Genomic DNA, 19,442 nt, shown 5'->3' with positions numbered 1-19,442 from the left:
TTAATACTGGTTGTCTTGTAATGCGAATACTCGTTGTAAAAGATTTGTAGTCCTTGCAGAAACCTTTTCTCTTATTTCTTTTTCTTCAAACGCGATCATTGTATAAACACCGTTTAAAGCTTCATTGGTTACATAATCGGCCAGGTCTGGATTCACATTGCTGGTTAGCGGTAAACTGTTATATCGGTTTATAATATTGGTCCATACTTCAGTAGCACCTACTTTCTCCAGGGAATTGGTTACAACAGGATTAAATTTGCTGTAAAGAGGCTCTTCGGTTTTGCCGGTAAGATACATTGTGGCGGCATTATCCTGGCCTAATAGAATATTTCGCGCATCATTAAACGTGATCTCTTTTACGGCATTTACAAAAATTGGAGTGGCTTCTTTAACTGCTTCTTCAGCAGCCCTGTTTAATACTTTTAAGCCTTGATCTGCTAAAGCGTCCAGCCCAATATCGCGGAGGGTTTTGTCTACCTTTTGCAGTTCTGCCGGCAACGTAATTCTTACCAGATCATTGTTGTAAAACCCGTTTTCCTCGGTAAGTTTAGTGACTTGCTTTTCAATTCCCATATCTAAAGCCTGGCGCAAACCTGAAGCTATTTCGGTATTGCTAACGCCTGCTTGCGGGTAATTTTCGGCTATTGTTTGTAATTCAGCACAGGAGGAGAAAATAAATATGCTTAAAATGAGAGTAATCTTTTTCATAGAATGCTTTTTTGCAAATGTACCATTTTTGGAAAGAAACCGATTGGTCGGGAAAACAGCTGTTAAATAAAAACTATAGTTTTGTTATTGAAAACCAAGGTTTTTCTTTCAATATGATATTTCACTCCTTTGGCTAAAACAATTTTTTCCAGGTCTCTTCCTTTTAAAATAAGGTCTTTAATTGAATGGCTATGTGAAATGCGGGTGATATCCTGTTCAATTATAGGGCCAGCGTCTAGCTCTTCAGTTACGTAATGACTGGTAGCTCCAATTATTTTTACACCTCGTTTGTAAGCCAGGTGATATGGTTTAGCTCCGGCAAATGCAGGCAGGAAGGAGTGGTGAATATTAATGATTCGATTGGGAAAACATGCTATTAAAGATTTTGGTATTATCTGCATATACCTGGCCAGGACAATAAAATCTACTTTTTCTTTTTGAAGCAATTCCAGCTGGATTTCAGCAGCTTTTTCTTTTGTCTGGGCAGTTACGGGAATATGATGAAACGGAATTCCAAAATTTTGTGCTACCTGCTCAAGGTCTTTATGATTGCTAATAATTAATGGTATAAATACCTTTAGTTCGTTTGATTTATACCTGCTTAAAATATCATAAAGGCAATGGTCGTATTTAGAAACAAAAACGGCCATTCTGGGTAGTGTATTGTCTGAATACATTTCCCAGGACATATTATATTTTTCAGCAACAGTTTCCTTAAATTCTTCTTTGGTGGCGCTAATATTGGTTTCCGCATTAAACTCACATTCCAGACGCATAAAGAAAACAGTATTTTCTACATCTACATATTGATCTATATAAATAATATTGCCCTGCTTTTTATAAAAAAAGGAGGTAACGTGAGCAATAATTCCTGAAGTGTCAGGGCAATGGATAAGAAGCGTAATTTTTGACATAGCAGGATTTTAAAAGATAAAATTAAACAATTTGGGTTGTTTCATTAGGCCTGATTTTAGAATTATATTAATATCACGGAAGGCTCCTGAGAATTACAATTTTCGTAAATTGCAGTACCAAAAACACGATATCATTACAAATGGAACAACAAAAACCATATACGCCTAAAAATAAAATAAGAATCGTTACCGCAGCTTCGCTTTTTGATGGACATGATGCAGCAATAAATATAATGCGCCGAATCATCCAATCTACGGGAGTTGAGGTAATTCACCTTGGTCACGACCGCAGTGTAGACGAGGTTGTGAATTGCGCCATCCAGGAAGATGCGCAGGCTATCGCAATGACTTCCTATCAGGGAGGTCACACCGAATATTTTAAATATATGCACGATTTGCTTGAGGAGAAGAACGCCGGTCATATCGCTATTTTTGGCGGTGGTGGCGGAGTAATTCTTCCTGAAGAAATTAAGGAATTGATGGATTACGGGATAATCCGAATTTACTCGCCAGACGATGGCCGTGAAATGGGACTCCAGGGAATGATCAATGATATGGTAAAGCGGGTAGATACTGAAACTCGCGATTTGGTTGAAGAGAAATCTGTTGCTGAAGATCTAAAAAATAAGAATGTAAATACTATTTCAAGGCTAATTTCGCTGGCTGAAAATAAACACGATTCTTTTCTGAAGCATTTTGAACCTTTAAGAGAAGACACAGATAAAAGCGAAATTCCAGTTCTTGGAATTACCGGAACCGGTGGTTCAGGGAAATCCAGTTTGGTAGACGAATTGGTACGCCGATTTTTAGGTGATTTTCCTGAGAAAAATATCGGGATTATTTCTGTAGATCCTTCTAAAAGGAAGACCGGCGGCGCTTTGCTGGGAGATAGAATTAGGATGAATGCCATAAACAACAAGCACGTTTATATGCGTTCGCTGGCTACCCGCCAATCTAACCTTGCACTTTCTAAACACGTGGCTGAAGCCGTTGAAGTTTTAAAAGCTGCTGAATTCGACTTAATTATTCTCGAAACTTCCGGAATTGGGCAGAGTGATACCGAAATTATGGATCATTCTGACGTTGCTCTATACGTGATGACCCCGGAATTTGGTGCAGCTACGCAGTTAGAGAAAATTGATATGCTTGATTTTGCCGATTTAGTGGCGATCAATAAATTTGATAAACGTGGTGCACAGGATGCTTTGCGTGATGTGAAAAAGCAATATCAGCGAAACCACCAATTATGGCATGAAGACGCTGAGAAACTTCCGGTTTTTGGAACCATCGCCTCTCAGTTTAACGATCCGGGGATGAACACCCTATATCGTCAAATTATGGATAAGATTGCTGAAAAAACTAAAGCCGATCTGAATTCTACTTTTGAGATTTCAGCAGAAATGAGTGAAAAGATCTTCGTAATTCCACCGAAACGAACACGTTATCTTTCAGAAATTGCTGAAAATAACAGAAGCTACGACGAGAAAGCTGCAAACCAGGCTGAAGTAGCTCAAAAACTATATGGAGTTTTCAAAACTATCGAGTCGGTTTCTGGTTTGGAAATGACAAATAATCAATCTCAATATTTAGAAAAACACGGCATTAACCAGGAAGAAATAAATGAGTTTGCCGAAGATTCCCAAAAAGATTTTCTAAAGCTTCTTTTTGCTGAATTTGATCGTGTAAAAATGGACCTCGATCCTTATAACTGGGAAGTGATCCAGAGCTGGCAGGAGAAGGTAAATAAATATGTAGAGCCTGTTTATTCCTTTAAAGTTCGTGATAAAGAGATTAAAATAGATACACATACCGAGTCGCTTTCACATACACAAATTCCAAAAGTTTCACTTCCAAAATATAAAGCCTGGGGCGATATTTTAAAATGGTGCCTTCAGGAAAATGTTCCGGGAGAATTTCCATATACCGCAGGTCTTTATCCGTTTAAGAGACAAGGCGAAGATCCTACAAGAATGTTTGCCGGTGAAGGTGGGCCAGAGCGTACCAACCGCCGATTTCATTATGTGAGTATGGGCTTACCCGCAAAAAGGCTTTCTACCGCTTTTGATTCGGTAACGCTTTACGGAAACGATCCAGATGAACGTCCCGATATTTATGGAAAAATTGGAAATTCCGGGGTTTCTATTTGCTGTTTGGATGATGCTAAAAAACTCTATTCAGGCTTTGATCTGGCAGATGCCATGACATCGGTAAGTATGACTATAAATGGACCGGCGCCAATGTTGCTTGGTTTTTTTATGAATGCGGCTATAGATCAGCAATGTGAGAAATACATTAAAGAAAACGGGCTGGAGGATAAAGTTGAGGCGAAATATAAAGAACTCTATGATGATCGTGATTTAGACCGTCCCGTTTATCGTGGAGAATTGCCCGAAGGAAACAACGGACTTGGTTTAATGCTTTTAGGACTAACCGGAGACCAGGTTCTACCGGCAGAGGTTTATGAAGAAATTAAAGAAAAAACTATTAGCGTGGTTCGTGGAACTGTTCAGGCTGATATTTTGAAAGAAGACCAGGCACAAAATACCTGTATTTTTTCTACGGAATTCGCTTTACGTTTAATGGGTGATGTTCAGGAACATTTTATTAAAGAAAAAGTAAGGAATTTTTATTCGGTTTCAATTTCCGGATATCATATTGCTGAAGCGGGTGCAAATCCAATTACACAGTTAGCATTTACCCTGGCTAATGGTTTCACTTACGTGGAATATTACTTAAGCAGGGGAATGGATATCAATAAATTTGGTCCAAACCTTTCTTTCTTCTTTTCTAACGGAATAGATCCTGAATATGCAGTAATAGGACGTGTAGCCAGAAAAATTTGGTCTAAAGCACTGAAACATAAGTACGGTGCAAATCCAAGGGCGCAAATGTTGAAATACCATATTCAAACCTCAGGTAGATCACTACACGCGCAGGAAATAGATTTTAACGATATTAGAACTACGCTTCAGGCACTTTACGCGATTTATGACAATTGTAATTCATTGCATACCAACGCGTATGATGAAGCGATCACCACGCCAACCGAAGCTTCGGTAAGAAGAGCAATGGCTATTCAGTTAATTATCAATAAAGAGCTGGGACTTGCGAAAAACGAGAATCCAATTCAGGGTTCTTTTATTATCGAAGAATTAACCGATCTTGTAGAAGAAGCCGTTTTAACCGAATTCGATAGAATAACCGAAAGAGGCGGAGTTCTTGGCGCGATGGAAACTATGTACCAACGTGGGAAAATCCAGGAGGAGAGCTTGCATTATGAAACTTTAAAGCATAATGGCGATTATCCAATTATTGGTGTAAATACGTTTTTAAGTTCTACCGGCTCACCAACGGTAACACCGGGAGAAGTAATTAGAGCTACGGAAGAAGAAAAACAGCATCAGCTTAAAACTTTGCGTACGCTTCACAAAGCCAAAGAAGATTCAGCTGAAGCAGCTTTAGAGAAAATTAAAGAGGCCTCTATTAAAAATGAGAATATTTTTAAAGAATTAATGGAAGCCACCAAAGTTTGTTCTTTGGGCCAAATAACCCAGGCGATGTTTGAGGTTGGCGGGCAATATAGAAGAAATATGTAAGCAGAGAGCCGCATTCTCAAAGCGAAAAGCTTTGAGAATGCGTGCGAATCGCTTATCCCGATAAGCGCAGCGATATCGGGATCTTTAAAACCGGAATGTTGTTAAAGCAGTTTATTAGAAAAAAAATGAAGTGATGAGCCTGGCGATCACGGCTTTAATATTACAGAGTTATTGATAAATCATCCCAATGGGCGAAAGCCTCATTGGGATTTTTAATTTAAGAATAATTTTATCTCAGGGTTTCAGTAATATCATTCCATGAACCGCCCCGGTTATTTCTTCAATTTTCTAAAAACGGAATATTTTAATTGCAAGGTTTGAAGGTGCTTTAAAATTTTCATCTTTTTTATTGGGCAGCGCTAAAATTCAGATTAGTTTTGCAGCTTCTAAAATTTAACCTGTAACTTCGTAAGTGCCAAAAATTTAAATCTATGGAAAATATCTGGTTATATGCCATAGGTGCGTTTACCGCATTCTTCGCGATTAATAATCCCGTGGGGAATATTCCTATATTTCTTAGCCTTACCAAACAGGCCGATGGAAAAAGAAAGCGTTTTATTTCTAAAAAAGCGACTTTCACGGCATTCGTAATTGTTACAGGATTTATTCTGTTGGGAAAATACATTTTTCAACTTTTTGGTCTCACAATTCCTGCCTTTAAAATTACCGGGGGAATCCTTGTGTTTTTTGTAGGTTTTGAAATGATTAGGGCGCAGCAATCTAGTATTGATAACCAAACCGAAATTGATTTTAACGAAGGAATCTCAATTTCTCCACTGGCAATTCCAATTCTTGCCGGGCCGGGAACTATTGTAACCGCCATGAACTATACTACCACCGCTAGTTATGTAGATATGGCAATTATTGTAGCAATGTTCGGATTAATTATGGTTTTAAACCACCTGGCATTTATTTCCAGTGATTACCTGGTGCGGTTTATTGGACAAAATAAGATTATTGTGATTGAAAAAATAATGGGACTAATAATAGCAATTATAGGAACCAATATGCTTATTGAAGGGATTAAAATCGCTTTCTTCTAAATTTGAAGCTTACACCTTTCTAATTTGTTGAATCCAGTCTGCAATCATCTTATCGAAAATATGAATTTCTTTCTTAAGTAAATTTAGAAATTCATGTTCTTTAGCTCCTGAAAATTCTAGATTTTTACAGAGTAATTGTAGACTTTTACTCGCTTTCCTAATATTTCTAATTCGTTCTAAACGGGAACCAGAACTTTTTGCTGTAGCCACTGAAGCTATACCGGGAGCAAGTTGAAGCGATTCAGAAACAAGGTCTCCTGCATATCGGTCTTTAGGGCAGGCTGAAAATCCCATTTCCACAACGTGCTTATCCTGGGTAAAATGCACCGCCATTGCCCTGGAAAGTTTAAAGATTTCCAGCGCTTTCCGGTAAACCGGCATGTGATATGTATTATTAGGGAAAGCCTGAGCCATTTTTATTTAATTTCAGCATAAAATTAATGAGAAATTAAATAGTCTATCTTTGTGTTTTAATTTCAATGAGATGTTTTACCTTTAAATTTAAGGTATTTATATTTAAAAACTTTAATATGCAAGTAGATGAGCTTAACTGGGCAATCTTAACACGATTGCAGGAAAATGCCAGATATTCTTTTGCCGAAATTGGTAGGGAAGTAGGTTTAAGCTCCCCGGCCGTGGCAGAAAGGGTAAAAAAAATGGAAGATGCCGGGATTATAAAAGGCTATAAAACCCAAATTTCCTATCATAGGACAGGTTACCAGTTAAAAGCAATTATTACGCTTAGGGCTTTTATGGGAAGATTAAAACCATTTTTAGAAAAAGTAAAAGAATTTAAAGAAGTTAATAATTGTTATCGCATTACCGGTAATGAAAATATAATTATGGAAGTTGTTCTTCGGGATCAGGTTCATTTGGAAGAATTTATTGATAAACTTATTACTTATGGAGAAACCAAAACCCATATTGTACTTTCCCAGGTAGTAGATTTTGCAGCTATAAATAAGAGTAAAATAAAATGATTCTAATGTTTTTTAATACTTTCCTTTCTTTACATTTTAAACTCGCTTATTTTTAATAATTAAAATTCAGAAATTCGTTAAATCCTTTTGCTTTTTCACCTGTTTTTAACGAAATTCTTAATTCAAATTTTGTTTTAGTTAAAGTATAGCAAATTGTAATTTTGTTAATACCATGACGACTATACTATAGCTATTTTTACAAAAAAGAAATTACATTATGAGAAAGTATAGTACATTATATCTAATCGTAGCGGCATTAACCGGTGCGATAGGATTTTCCGGATTAAATTTTGCCGGTATTGAAGTAGTGAGGGTGTTGTTTTTAATCTTTGCAGACTTATTAGTAGTCTCTTTAGTTGCGCGTTTGTTTTTTAGAAAAGACCAAATGAGATTACAACGAATAAAAAAATAGAATCTATCTCACCTATATAATTATTTAGCCTTCATCTATGATGAGGGCTTTTTTATGCACGATCTTTGATATCTATGCTTATATTTATATTAATTATTTAAGATTATGATGAAAAGGATACCAATTTTAATATTGCTTTTTACTTTTATTTTTCAATTTGGCAATGCGCAAGAAATAGAACTTCCTCTTGGTAAAATTGTAGATTCTATACCAACTGCCGATACCACGGCGAGTAATTTTGCAATTTATCTGCCACAAAATTTTAATCAAAAGGAACAATGGCCGGTAATCTTTGTTTTTGATCACGAAGGCCGGGGAAGAGCAACCACCCAGCTTTTTAGAACAGTAGCCGAAGAACAGTCTTATATAATTGCCTCTTCTAATTTAAATTTAAAACAAGATTCTTTAAAAAATAACCTGGACAAAGTAGCTCCCTTTATTAACCAGGTAGACGGGATGCTGTCTATAGATCGCAAACAGGTTTACGTGGCGGGTCTTTCAGCCGGCGGCCAACTGGCTACGGCACTGCCTTTTCTTTACAATAACATTTCAGGAGTATTGGCGGTAGAAAATGCCTGGATAAATACCGAATATTTAAGTATCAATAATAAATTTATGTTTAGTGCGTTGGCTTGCGATAGTAATAATTCTATGTTCGTTTTAGAGGAAATTGAAAACTACCTGGACAGTAAAAACTTTCCAACGGAAATAAATTATTATACCTGTGAAGAAGATGTAGAGTGGCCAGATGTGGATGTGATTAGGAATGCGGTAGCCGGCTTTACCCTGAATGCGATGAAAGAAGGTAAAAGGACTAAAGATTTAAATTTAGTAAAATCACTTTTTGATGCTGAAGTAGAATATGCCGAAGTTTTAAGGCGTACCAGAAATTATTACCAGGCTTTCGAAAAACTGAAGCAAATAGAAGATAAGTATGAAGATTTTGATATAGACGTAGATTTGCGCGATCAAATAAGAAATATAAGAAGGAATAAAGCCTTTAAAGAGCAGAGAAGGGATTACCGAAATGTAGCAGCATCTGAAGAAGCTAAACAGGAAGAATATATTTATTATATGGAAACCGATGTGGTGACTTCAAATTTCGAAAATGTGGGCTGGTGGGCTGCCCAGGTAGAAGATTTAAAGAAAAACGAAGAAAAGTTTAGCGGACCTAAACAAAAAATGGCTAGCAGGCTGCAAGGTTTTCTAGATAATCTTAGCAAAAATTATTACGATGGGTATGTGAATTCCCAGGCCACACCGCGTTCTAAAGTGTTTGTTAGTGTACTTAGAACTATATTTGATAAGGAAGATCCTGAGGCTTATTTAAACATCATTAAAATTGCGGGTCACGATGGCGATCACGAAACCGCCCTTTTATATCTTGAAGATTTATTAAAAACCGGATTTGACGATATGGAAGCTTTATATGAGATTGAGGGTATTTTAGACCTTAAATTAAGTGAAGCTTATAACGACAAAATCAGGGAATACCTGGGAGAAGCAAAATATTATAAAGCTGAAGGTTAATTCAGGAAAAAACTGCTGATGCTCACGAGTGTTGAAACGTATAATTTAATAACTACGAAACCACCAACTCCGGCGGACGGTATTCAGACTTAAGGATACCGGAGGGTGATTCCAATTTGTTGATCTTTTACTACATAATCCTTTCTATGCTAATAATTGTAATTTATTTGTTGTTAATTTCCCACCTGATAATCATTCAGAAACAACTATTTCAACAGGTATCAAAAAATCAAATATTTGTTTTAAAAAGCATAAATCGCAGCTAGCACAAAAGATGAAAGATTATCGGTTCCTTCTAAATCTGAATTTAAAAACACCGGTGATGCTGTGTTAGATACTTTATCTAAACGTAATTCAGGTTTAAGGGTAAGGCTTCCAAGAGTATAACTTCCGGTAAGGGTGAAGTCCAATGCTTCGGCATCTGCACCATAAACCGGCCCACCGTCTTCTAATTCTTTAAAATATTCTGCTCTTAAACCAATAGCAAAATTCTCTGAAGTCTGGATTTGTGGATAAACAGCTGCACCATAAAACCCTTCTCCATCAGTAGTATTATAAGTGGTGTTTAATCCCAAATAAAAGGCATCGCTAAAATCCCATCCGGTAGTTAAATCTATTTGAAAAGTAGCTTCATCTGAGAGGGGCATTTGTTCCCCATAAATTAGGTTCAAAAAAGCACTGCCTTCCCCGGTTGAATAGCCAAGTTGACCTCCAAAAGAATATTTTCCATAAGGATTAAACTCTGTCCAATCAGTTGGATTCATTACAGCCAGCATTGCACTCCAATTATCATCAATGGTGAAATCAGCTCTTATTCCGGTGTGAGAAAATGGTCCGTAAGAAAACATATACGAAGTAGAATAATTGAAGTTGGCAGCCGGAGAGATTACCTCATAACCCAGAAATGTATTGAAATTTCCCATAGTTAAAGTAACTGCGTCTGAAACGTTCCAGTAAACATATAATTGGTTTACGATATTACTGGGTGCAGCAGAAGCAAACACCGCATCTTCTCCACGAGGTCCAAAAACCAAATCGGCTACAAATCCTACTTTCTCTCCTTCATATCCTAAAATTACATTAGCCATCCCAATGGCAAAACCGGGATCGTTTGCAAAAGAAGAAGCGGGTGCCTGTGGACCTGCAATTGGTTCACCCGCATCATTATATTCGTACTTATTTAATCCATTAAAATTGGTTCTAAAATAGCTGTCTACAGAACCGCTTATACTAAATTTTGACATAAAGCTTTCAACCTCAGTTGTTTCAGTTTCCTGAGCCTGAAGGCCAGAACCTAGTCCGAAGAATACGCCTAAAAGGAATATTTTTTGGATATTTGTAATAGTAAATTTTTTCATAATTAATAGTCTTGTTTAATGAGTGAAATGTGTTGAGCAAAGCTTTATGAGAGGTTTACTTTATAGGGAGCGCTCCGCCAAGCGCTCCTTTTTTTTGAAAAATTATCTTTCCTGTACTGTTCCAAATTCGGCATAAGCATCCATCCCGTGCTCGTGAGCATCCAGGCCTTCAGTTTCTTCTTTTTCTTCCATCCTTAAGCCCATTGTGGCTTTAATAATTGAAAGAATCCCGAAAGCTGTAATGCAGCAGAAAGCACCAATTATTCCTACGCCTGCCAGTTGTATAAGTAGTTGATTAAAACCGGCCATACTTCCAAAAATTCCTACCGCCAGAGTTCCCCAAATACCACAAGCCAGGTGAACAGCCACAGCACCAACAGGATCATCTAATTTAAGTTTTTCAACCAGTGCAACACCTAAGACAATAACTCCACCGGCAACAAGACCAATAAGTACGGCGTCTAATGGTGACATAAGGTCTGCTCCTGCAGTAATACCAACAAGCCCACCTAAAATTCCATTTAGGAACATGGTAAGATCGTAGTTCTTATAAGCAATTGTAGAAACCACGAAGGCAGAAATTCCACCGGCTGCCGCAGCAAGACAAGTTGTTACAAGGGTAATAGAAGTTAAAGAAGGATCGGCTGAAAGTACTGAACCACCATTAAAACCAAACCAGCCTAACCAAAGAATAAATACTCCTGCAGTAGCTAAAGGAATATTATGGCCAGGGATGGCGTGAGATTGGCCATCTTTACCAAATTTCCCTAAACGCGCACCCAGTAAATAAATAGCTATTAAAGCTGCCCATCCTCCTACAGAATGAACCAGGGTAGAACCGGCAAAATCGTAAAAACCGAGTCCGTCTAAGAAACCGCCGCCCCATTTCCAGGAACCAACAATAGGGTAAACAATGGTAATATAGATCACAGAAAACAGCATAAAACTTCCCAGTTTAATTCGTTCTGCAACTGCACCAGAAACTATTGTAGCCGCAGTTGCAGCAAACATTCCCTGGAAGAGAAAATCTGTCCAGTAAGTGTAACCTTCGTTATAGGCTAAGTCTAAAGCACCATCTGCCACCGGCGCGCTTAACCCAAAAAGGTCGAAGAAATAATCTGGAATAAATCCGGCGATAAAAGAGCCTGGGTACATAAGATTAAAACCGATAATGGCATAAGTAAGTAGCCCGGCACAAATTATAAATACGTTTTTAAAAAGGATATTAATGGCATTTTTTTGCCTTGTAAGTCCAACTTCAAGCAGTGAAAAGCCCAGGTGCATAAAAAATACCAGCGCGGTACACACCATCATCCAAACATTATTAGTAGTAAGTAATTCCATAAAAGTTATTTTTATAATGAGTTGATTAGTTTAAGAAAGGGAATCGGTGCCTTTCTCTTTTGTTCTTATGCGATAGGCTTCTTCTACGGGAGACACAAATATTTTCCCATCTCCTACAGAGCCTGTATGCGCAGCTTTTAGAATTGTTTCTACAGTACTATGAACATTTTCATCTGATACTACCAGTGAAATTTTTCGTCTCTGAATATCGCTAGTGCTGTAAGATACTCCCCGATAAACGTGACCTTGTTTTTCATTACCTACCCCGGTAACATCCCAATAGCTAAAAAAATTGACTTCGGTTTCATGAAGTGCTTTCTTAACTTCATCAAACGTAGATTTTCTAATAATGGCTTCTATTTTTTTCATAAAAACTTGATTTTGATGATGTAAATGTATAAAAATATCATAACACCTATTAAAAAATAGGGGTGTATGCTAAATTAATGTGAAATAAATAAAAACAACCCCTAAAAAATTAGGGGTTAATTTAAATTACATATGTGTTTTGATTTGTTTCTAATTTTTTGACCAGGGCCTAGGTCAATTTTGAGAGGAAAAGACCTAAAAAGACAGCCAAAATTCCCAGAATTATGCTTCCGAAGGTGTAAAAGAAGAAATTTAGATAATCTCCGGAACGTAAAAGTGCCTGATTTTCAAAAGCGAAACTTGAAAAGGTAGTAAAGCCGCCACAAAAACCCAAGGCAAGAAATAAAACAATATTAGACGAGAAAAAATCAGATTTAGCAGCGATTCCCAGGATTAATCCCAAAAGTAAACTTCCCAGGATATTTACCGTAAAAGTGCCAAAAGGAATAAATGCAGTTTCAAAATTCAAACTTTTACTGATGAGGTAGCGCAACGCACTGCCAAGTCCGCCACCTAAGAAAATCAGTAATAGTTGTTTAAGCATACTTGTTTATTTAACCGGAATATATAAGTGTGTAATCCATTTAGCAGGATTTGCCACGTTCTCTGGCGATGTTAAATGCACTTCAAAATTCTTTGTGTCTTCTGCCATTTCAAGATCGTTTGCTTCAATATAATTATATGCATTATCCCAGGCTTCCTTTAAATTCTTATAATCTCCTTTTAGGGTAGTTTTTAAAACTTTCTGGTTTGGTAAAAATCCGGTTAAAATTTCGCTTGCAGCCGGAGTAATTACTTCGCTGGGAGTGAAAATTCCTGCGGAAAAAATTACGTTTCCAGAATTTTCATTCCATTCGTTATAAAGAACAAACGGATTGCCGCTTTTTTCTATTCCGTTTTCATCCATATAAGTAGAAACTTCAGAAAACATAGACGCCATTTTTTCATCTACCTGGCTAATTTTGCTGGCAGTGGTGGTGTACATATAGTAACCGCCCCCGTGCTGAATAACTCCGTCTACATTAATAGTGTATTTATCCATCTTATTTAGCACTACACTTTCCATATTATTTAGCCCGGTCTGGAATTTTGGCCGCATCATTTCAGTAATAGATTTATCCTGGAAAGTAAAGGCCAGTTTCTCCATAAAACTTTGTTTGCCTTTCATTCCCCAGGTAACTTGAGTGCCGTTTTCTATCTCGTTGAATTCCCAGTAAACATCACTGATAGATTCGCCAAATGGAGTTTTAAAAATTATTTCCTGCTCAATTTCTGAATAAGGTTTTGCTGAAATAGTCTTAATTTCCCCATCGCCCGCATTTTCACTTTTCCAGGAATAAGAAGCGCTATCGCCGCTGGTTTTTGCGCCGTATTCAATAATCATATCATCTGCTTCAGCCGACCAGGGTTCCCAGTTCTCCCAATTTTGAAATTCATTTACTTCCTGGAAAACCATTTCTACCGGTGCTGTAATTACCCTGGTTTCTTCAACCTGGTAATCACCATCTTTTGTAGCGATATAAATAGAACCTGCAATTATTACAATAAGCAGTAGGAAGAATAGATATTTTAAAATTTTCATATTGGTGGGTTTATAAGCGAAGATACTTAATTTAACATAATTAGTAATTCACTTTATAAGAAGTAAACTACGGATTTAAGAAGCCCTTTAAAATAAATAGAAGTCCTATAAAAGCAAGAAATGCTACAAGCACCCATAAACTTCCTTTATATTGCTTTCTATGTAATACGGTGTCTTTTTTATAACTAAATGCAATTATTATTATAAAAACAAACACAAATAAACCCGCGAAAATGAGTTGGCCGGTGCTAAACATTTTATTTAATTTTATGCAAAGTTAAGGTTTTAGGCTTAACCTCTAATCGATTTTAAATTATAAACAGATGAAAAAGACACTTGCTGCGGTAAAGGAATTTCATAAAACTTTTAGGCTGGGAATTGCAGAAAATCCGCAGGCATCATTGGGAGCCACAAAGAATCGTTTGCGCTATGAATTAATGAAGGAAGAGAACGAAGAATATCTTGAAGCTGCAAGTAAGGGTGATTTAACCGAAGTTGCCGATGCTCTTGGTGATATGCTGTACGTTTTATGCGGAACCATTATTGAGCACGGCCTGGAACATAAAATTGAAGCCATTTTTAATGAAATTCAGCGTAGTAATATGAGTAAACTTGGTGAAGATGGAAATCCACTTTATAATGAAAAAGGCAAAGTTATTAAAGGTTCTAACTATTGTAAACCCAATATAGTGAAAGTGCTAAAAGGTTGAATTTATAAATTAAAACTGTTGACTAATTTAAAAATAAAATAGTATGAAAATTTCGTTACTCTCTATGTTGCTGGTACTTGTAGCTTTTGGTTGTAAAAATAATCCCGGGAGTGCTGAAACTTCTAAAGTCCAAGAAGAACAGAATACTAAAAAAATCAATAATGAAGTTCAAAAATATGTTGATAGTACCTGGAATTTTGCCCTGGAATATCCTTCAAATTTTGAAGTTTTAGAAGACGAATTACCGGCAAACAGCCCTGTAGTAAATGTTTATTCAAAAAAAGTTGATATTAGTAAACCGCTCGCTATTCACGAAGAACCCGAAATAGCGTATATCGCATTATTACCTAAAGGTTTTGGCGTAGATGGGCCTTCAGGTAAACAAAAATCTTTTAATAATTGGGAATCGGTCCTGGATTTTTCTTTTAACTTTAATAAAAACGATTCGCGGGTTTACCTTTTAGAAAACGGTGAGGCCTGGGCTTATTATTTAAAGTTTTACCAGTCTCCGGAAAAGTGGGATGAATACGGAGGTATTTTTGTGCATTATCAAATTGAAAATTTTAATACTACCTGCATTTCAACCGGGGGAGAATCAAAGCCTATGCAAGAATGCGATCCAATGGGTGAAGATGAAGTGAGGTTTTCAGGAGAAATTAATGAAAAAAGTAAGATGCAACTGGATAAAATAATGAGCTCTCTTTATTTTTTTAGGAAGAATGCTGAAGAGCGTAAAGAACTTTCAGATCTTATAAAAGTTGAAAAACCTGCGGTAAATACGCTTATTAATTCTCCCATACAAATTTCTGGTGAAGCACGCGGAACCTGGTTTTTTGAAGCCGAAGCGCCTGTTAGATTAGTTGATAAAAATTATATTACCCTGGCAGAAACTTCTATAAAAGCGAAAGGTGAATGGATGACCAACGATTTTGTGCCGTTCTCTACCGAACTGTCTTTTGGCAATTTTCCTGAAGATAAAAAAGGCTATTTAATTTTTGAAAAATCAAATGCTTCAGGAAAACCTGAATTAGATAGAAAATTTACGCTGCCGGTACGTTTCCCATCGGAATAATTTAATCAGGAATAGTTCAAAATTAGAATCTGAAACAACTTCAGGTTAAAGCAAATTAAACCTCACAGTTTTTAAATCTGTGAGGTTTAATTTATATAATCAGGAAAAATTACTTCACCTGGTATCTCCAACCGTGCTTGTCTTCAGCCTGGTTGTATTGAATTTTCATTAGGCGGTCTTTAAAAGATTTTCCGTAGGAATCTTTCATTTTTGGTAGTTCAAATTTTTCGTCTTTATATCCAAAACCGGCAATCGGGTTAATAACTGTCGCGGTCCCTGAACCAAAGATCTCTTTTAGCTCACCTTTCCTTGCGGCTTCAACGATTTCTGAAACTGGAACTCTTCTAATTTCAACCTCAATATTCATATCTTTTGCGAGATCTATCACGCATTTTCTTGTAACTCCATCTAAAATTCTATCGCTGGTAGGAGCAGTAATAAGTTTATCTCCAATTCTAAAGAAAATATTCATTGTTCCAGCTTCCTCAAGGTAATCATGCGTATTAGCATCGGTCCAAATTATTTGCTGAAACCCGGCTTCTTTAGCAAGATTGGTAGGGTAAAACTGCGCGGCATAATTCCCGGCAGCTTTGGCAGCTCCAACACCACCATCGGCAGCACGGCTGTATTTTTCTGAAAACTGAACTCTTACTTCGCCGCTATAATAAGCCTGGGCGGGAGAACAAATAATCATAAATTTATATTTCGTTGCAGGATTGGCAGAAACGCATTCCTCGGTAGCAATTACAAACGGACGAATGTACAGCGAGTTCCCAAAACCTTTCTTTATCCAATCCTTATCCAATTTCAATAATTCTTCCAATCCTTGGAAGAAATAATCTTTTGGAAATTCAGGAATGGCCAATCTGGCGCTGGATTTATTTATTCTTTTATAATTTTCTTCAGGTCTAAAAAGCCAAATTTGGTCTTCATCATCTTTGTAGGCTTTCATTCCTTCAAAAACTGCTTGCCCATAATGAAATACTTTAGCCGATGGATCTAGTTGAATTGGCCCATAAGGTGTAATTTTAGGGGTTTGCCACTGGCCATTTTCATAATCACATACAAACATATGATCGGTGAAAATTTCGCCAAAAACCAGGTTTTCAAAATTTACCTCTTCAATCTTAGATTTTTGGACTTTATTAATTTCAAGCTGGTTAGTATCGTATTTCATTATCATTAATTTAGTTAACAAATTTACCTAAATTAAAACAGAATCAAAATCTAAAGTTTTGGTAAATTTGTTTACCTGCAAGGTTTTAACTAAAAATAGGAAAATGAAAAAATTCGCTGCTATATTGGCTTTATCCTTAATATTTATAGGCTGTAAAAATGAAAAATCTAATAAAGAGACAGAAATTGTAGCTGAAAACAATACCACTTCTTATAATTCTTTTGGAGCCGAAATAAGTTCAAAAAGTGCTATTTCTTCCAGCGAAGCTCTTAATAAATTCAATTCCCTGAAACCCGGTGATACTTTAGATTTAAAATTTAAATCAAAAATCAATAATGTTTGTAAAAAGAAAGGTTGCTGGATGATTTTAGAACTTCCTGAAGGGGAAGATGTAAGAGTGACTTTTAAAGATTATGGATTTTTTGTACCGAAAGACAGCGAAAATACCGATGTGATTGTAGAAGGAAAAGCTTTTATAAACCAAATGTCTATTGAAGATCAAAAACATTATGCCGAAGATGAAGGGAAATCTGAAGCAGAAATAGCAGCAATTACTTCCCCTGAGGTTTCCAGGGCGTTTATTGCGAACGGCGTACTTTTAAAGGAATAATGTGGAAAGAAAAATTATAAAGACCGGCGATGGCTCGGTTACTATTCATTTAAGCGAATGGGATGAGCAATACCACTCTAAACACGGTGCAATACAGGAAGCCCGGCACGTTTTTATAAAAATGGGCCTGGAATACTGGGTTGAACTAAATAAGAAAAAAAATCCCGCTATTTTGGAAATTGGTTTTGGTACCGGGCTAAATGCGTTTATTACTTTTTTGGAAGCTCAAAAGCTTCAATTAAAAATAGATTATACTGGGGTAGAAGCTTATCCCGTTTCAACTTCTGAAATAAAAGCACTGAATTATGCCGAAATGCTTTCCGCAGAAAATCAAATAGAAACTTTTCGAAGTATGCACGAAATTCCGTGGAATAAAAAAGTAGATATTTCAGAAAATTTTCAGCTTGAAAAACAACAGCAGCGCTTTGAAGAAATTGAAGATATTAATCAATATAATTTAGTGTTTTTTGATGCCTTTGGTGCCAGGGTTCAACCCGAACTATGGACTGAAGATATTTTTTCCAGAATGTTCGCTGCGATGAAAAATAACTCGGTTTTAGTTACTTATTCGGCAAAAGGAAGTGTAAGAAGGGCTATGCAAACTGCAGGTTTTATAGTTGAAAGGCTTCCCGGGCCTCCAGGTAAACGAGAAATGTTAAGAGCATTAAAAAAGTAGGCTATTTTGCTGTTAAATAGGTGATAAACTTTAGTTGAGGTTTATACTTGTTGCTATCTTGTAAAGAAAAATGCGAGTATTAATCACAGGAGCTACCGGTTTAATTGGATCTAAAATTAGTCGGTTGTGTCGGGAAAAAGGAATAAAAGTTCATTACCTCTCTACCAGTAAAGACAAGCTGGAAAACAAAACAGACTATAAAGGTTTTTATTGGAATCCTAACGAGAATGAAATAGACAGTAAGGCCATAGAAGGCGTAGATACTATAATAAATCTTGTTGGTGCCAGTATTGCAGAACGATGGACGCCAGAACAAAAGAAGAAAATTTTAAAGAGCCGTACCGAAACGGCAAATTTACTTTACACTTGTTTACAGGAAAATGGGCACGAGGTAAAAAACCTGCTTTCAGCCAGTGCCATAGGTATCTACCCAAGTTCCCTGGAGAAATTATATACTGAAGAAGACCAGGGTGTAGATGATTCTTTTGTAGGAGAAGTGGTGGTAAAATGGGAAGAAGCTGTAGATAATTTTAAAGACCTGGGCATTGAAGTAGCTAAAATTAGAATAGGACTTGTTCTTGCTAAAAACGGCGGAATGCTCCAAAAATTAAAAGAACCGGTAAACTTTAATGTAGGTTCTCCCTTGGGAAATGGGAAACAGTGGCAATCCTGGATTCATATAGACGATATTAGTGGGATATTTATGTTCGCTTTAGAAAAAGAGCTTACCGGCGTTTATAATGCTGTAGCACCAAATCCTGTTACTAATAAAGAACTGGTTAACGAAGTGGCTTCTCAAATGGGGAAACCAGTTTGGTTGCCTAATGTTCCTAAAGTAGCACTTAAATTAGTGCTGGGAGAAATGTCCCGCCTGGTTTTGTCCAGTCAATTGGTGAGTAGTGATAAAATAGAACAGGAAGGTTATAATTTTAAATATGTAAACCTCTCTAAAGCCCTGGAAGATTTAATTTAGGGTTACTGAAGTTTTTAAGCATTAAAAAAGGCTGCCAAATTTGGCAGCCTTTTTGTTTGCCCTGCATGCAAACAATTCCGAGGCTTGAAAGAAAGCCCGCTCACCTGATCGGAGGGAAGAGCAATGTAAAGTCAAGTGCGTCACTGGCAACGGTGGGGTGTGAAGGAAGACCTAGCAAGTTAGTGGAACATAGAGAAATCGAACCGATTCTGGCATATATTGGGGGTAAGGTTGCAAAAAGTGCCGATGCCCAAAATCCGAATAGCAATATATGTTAAAACGGATGGCTTCACTAACAGGAATGTTTGCTTAACGGGGGAAGCCTGATTATTCGCCTTTCCAGGCTAAGCAGAAACAAGTCGAGAGACAAGGATTTGTTATGGAAAAT

General features: G+C 36.8%; 19 protein-coding genes. 10 read left to right on the top strand and 9 right to left on the bottom strand.

The window, feature by feature from the left end; all coding sequences use genetic code 11:
* Both BM084_RS17905 and purU read right to left on the bottom strand, forming a co-directional pair.
* Nucleotides 1-708, bottom strand: a complete 708-nt coding sequence (locus tag BM084_RS17905; protein ID WP_075326146.1) for a DUF4197 domain-containing protein — start codon at nucleotides 706-708, stop codon at nucleotides 1-3.
* Nucleotides 709-770: 62 nt separating this feature from the next.
* Entirely contained in the window at nucleotides 771-1,622 is an 852-nt protein-coding gene (gene purU, locus BM084_RS17900; RefSeq protein WP_093306428.1) for a formyltetrahydrofolate deformylase, read from the bottom strand.
* A 140-nt stretch (nucleotides 1,623-1,762) separates the two neighbouring features.
* Here purU and BM084_RS17895 point away from each other — a divergent pair, with 140 nt between their 5' ends.
* The gene (locus BM084_RS17895; protein WP_093306426.1) at nucleotides 1,763-5,218 is read left to right on the top strand and encodes a methylmalonyl-CoA mutase family protein; all 3,456 of its coding nucleotides are present in this window, start codon (nucleotides 1,763-1,765) and stop codon (nucleotides 5,216-5,218) included.
* 431 nt (nucleotides 5,219-5,649) lie between these two features.
* On the top strand, nucleotides 5,650-6,261 hold the full coding sequence (locus BM084_RS17890) for a MarC family protein (protein ID WP_075326149.1): 612 nt from the start codon (nucleotides 5,650-5,652) through the stop codon (nucleotides 6,259-6,261).
* Nucleotides 6,262-6,270: 9 nt separating this feature from the next.
* Here the strand turns inward: BM084_RS17890 and BM084_RS17885 are convergent, their stop codons facing one another.
* The gene (locus BM084_RS17885; RefSeq protein WP_075326150.1) at nucleotides 6,271-6,675 is read right to left on the bottom strand and encodes a hypothetical protein; all 405 of its coding nucleotides are present in this window, start codon (nucleotides 6,673-6,675) and stop codon (nucleotides 6,271-6,273) included.
* A 116-nt stretch (nucleotides 6,676-6,791) separates the two neighbouring features.
* Between BM084_RS17885 and BM084_RS17880 the strand changes: the two genes are divergently transcribed.
* The 3 genes from BM084_RS17880 (at nucleotide 6,792) to BM084_RS17870 (ending at nucleotide 9,183) form a co-directional block, all read left to right on the top strand.
* Nucleotides 6,792-7,241 carry an Lrp/AsnC family transcriptional regulator gene (locus BM084_RS17880; RefSeq protein ID WP_075327935.1) on the top strand — a complete coding sequence of 150 codons (450 nt, stop codon included), beginning with the start codon at nucleotides 6,792-6,794 and terminating at the stop codon, nucleotides 7,239-7,241.
* Between the two features lie 217 nt (nucleotides 7,242-7,458).
* Nucleotides 7,459-7,653, top strand: coding sequence for a DUF1328 domain-containing protein (locus tag BM084_RS17875; RefSeq protein ID WP_075326151.1), 195 nt, complete (start codon nucleotides 7,459-7,461; stop codon nucleotides 7,651-7,653).
* 105 nt (nucleotides 7,654-7,758) lie between these two features.
* A complete protein-coding gene (locus BM084_RS17870) occupies nucleotides 7,759-9,183 on the top strand; it encodes an alpha/beta hydrolase family protein (protein WP_143083683.1) in 1,425 nt (474 codons plus the stop codon).
* A 242-nt stretch (nucleotides 9,184-9,425) separates the two neighbouring features.
* Here the strand turns inward: BM084_RS17870 and BM084_RS17865 are convergent, their stop codons facing one another.
* The 5 genes from BM084_RS17865 to BM084_RS17845 all read right to left on the bottom strand — a co-directional run bounded on the left by BM084_RS17865 (nucleotide 9,426) and on the right by BM084_RS17845 (nucleotide 13,836).
* Complete coding sequence (locus tag BM084_RS17865; RefSeq protein ID WP_093306420.1) at nucleotides 9,426-10,541, bottom strand: porin; 1,116 nt, start codon at nucleotides 10,539-10,541, stop codon at nucleotides 9,426-9,428.
* 102 nt (nucleotides 10,542-10,643) lie between these two features.
* Entirely contained in the window at nucleotides 10,644-11,885 is a 1,242-nt protein-coding gene (locus BM084_RS17860; RefSeq protein WP_075326154.1) for an ammonium transporter, read from the bottom strand.
* A gap of 30 nt (nucleotides 11,886-11,915) precedes the next feature.
* Nucleotides 11,916-12,254 (bottom strand): P-II family nitrogen regulator, encoded by a 339-nt coding sequence (locus BM084_RS17855; protein ID WP_075326155.1) that lies wholly within the window; start codon nucleotides 12,252-12,254, stop codon nucleotides 11,916-11,918.
* A 169-nt stretch (nucleotides 12,255-12,423) separates the two neighbouring features.
* A complete protein-coding gene (gene crcB / locus BM084_RS17850; protein WP_093306417.1) occupies nucleotides 12,424-12,798 on the bottom strand; it encodes a fluoride efflux transporter CrcB in 375 nt (124 codons plus the stop codon).
* A 6-nt stretch (nucleotides 12,799-12,804) separates the two neighbouring features.
* Nucleotides 12,805-13,836 carry an SRPBCC family protein gene (locus BM084_RS17845; protein ID WP_093306415.1) on the bottom strand — a complete coding sequence of 344 codons (1,032 nt, stop codon included), beginning with the start codon at nucleotides 13,834-13,836 and terminating at the stop codon, nucleotides 12,805-12,807.
* A 323-nt stretch (nucleotides 13,837-14,159) separates the two neighbouring features.
* Between BM084_RS17845 and BM084_RS17835 the strand changes: the two genes are divergently transcribed.
* Nucleotides 14,160-14,546: a pyrophosphohydrolase domain-containing protein gene (locus BM084_RS17835; protein ID WP_093306412.1), complete on the top strand. Its 387-nt coding sequence runs from the start codon at nucleotides 14,160-14,162 to the stop codon at nucleotides 14,544-14,546.
* Between the two features lie 43 nt (nucleotides 14,547-14,589).
* Nucleotides 14,590-15,618: a Gmad2 immunoglobulin-like domain-containing protein gene (locus BM084_RS17830; protein ID WP_093306409.1), complete on the top strand. Its 1,029-nt coding sequence runs from the start codon at nucleotides 14,590-14,592 to the stop codon at nucleotides 15,616-15,618.
* A gap of 109 nt (nucleotides 15,619-15,727) precedes the next feature.
* Here BM084_RS17830 and BM084_RS17825 read toward each other — a convergent pair whose 3' ends face one another.
* Nucleotides 15,728-16,795, bottom strand: coding sequence for a branched-chain amino acid aminotransferase (locus BM084_RS17825; protein WP_093306406.1), 1,068 nt, complete (start codon nucleotides 16,793-16,795; stop codon nucleotides 15,728-15,730).
* A 103-nt stretch (nucleotides 16,796-16,898) separates the two neighbouring features.
* Here BM084_RS17825 and BM084_RS17820 point away from each other — a divergent pair, with 103 nt between their 5' ends.
* The 3 genes from BM084_RS17820 (at nucleotide 16,899) to BM084_RS17810 (ending at nucleotide 19,054) form a co-directional block, all read left to right on the top strand.
* A complete protein-coding gene (locus BM084_RS17820; protein ID WP_075326161.1) occupies nucleotides 16,899-17,405 on the top strand; it encodes a DUF4920 domain-containing protein in 507 nt (168 codons plus the stop codon).
* A gap of 1 nt (nucleotide 17,406) precedes the next feature.
* Nucleotides 17,407-18,081, top strand: coding sequence for a tRNA (5-methylaminomethyl-2-thiouridine)(34)-methyltransferase MnmC2 (gene mnmD, locus BM084_RS17815; protein WP_075326162.1), 675 nt, complete (start codon nucleotides 17,407-17,409; stop codon nucleotides 18,079-18,081).
* Nucleotides 18,082-18,151: 70 nt separating this feature from the next.
* Nucleotides 18,152-19,054 (top strand): TIGR01777 family oxidoreductase, encoded by a 903-nt coding sequence (locus tag BM084_RS17810; protein WP_093306404.1) that lies wholly within the window; start codon nucleotides 18,152-18,154, stop codon nucleotides 19,052-19,054.
* Nucleotides 19,055-19,442: the final 388 nt, after the last annotated feature.

Source organism: Salegentibacter agarivorans (assembly GCF_900113135.1).
Taxonomy (GTDB): Bacteria; Bacteroidota; Bacteroidia; order Flavobacteriales; family Flavobacteriaceae; genus Salegentibacter; species Salegentibacter agarivorans.
Note: the sequence above shows the minus strand (reverse complement) of the source record. Positions and strands in the feature narration are given on the sequence as shown.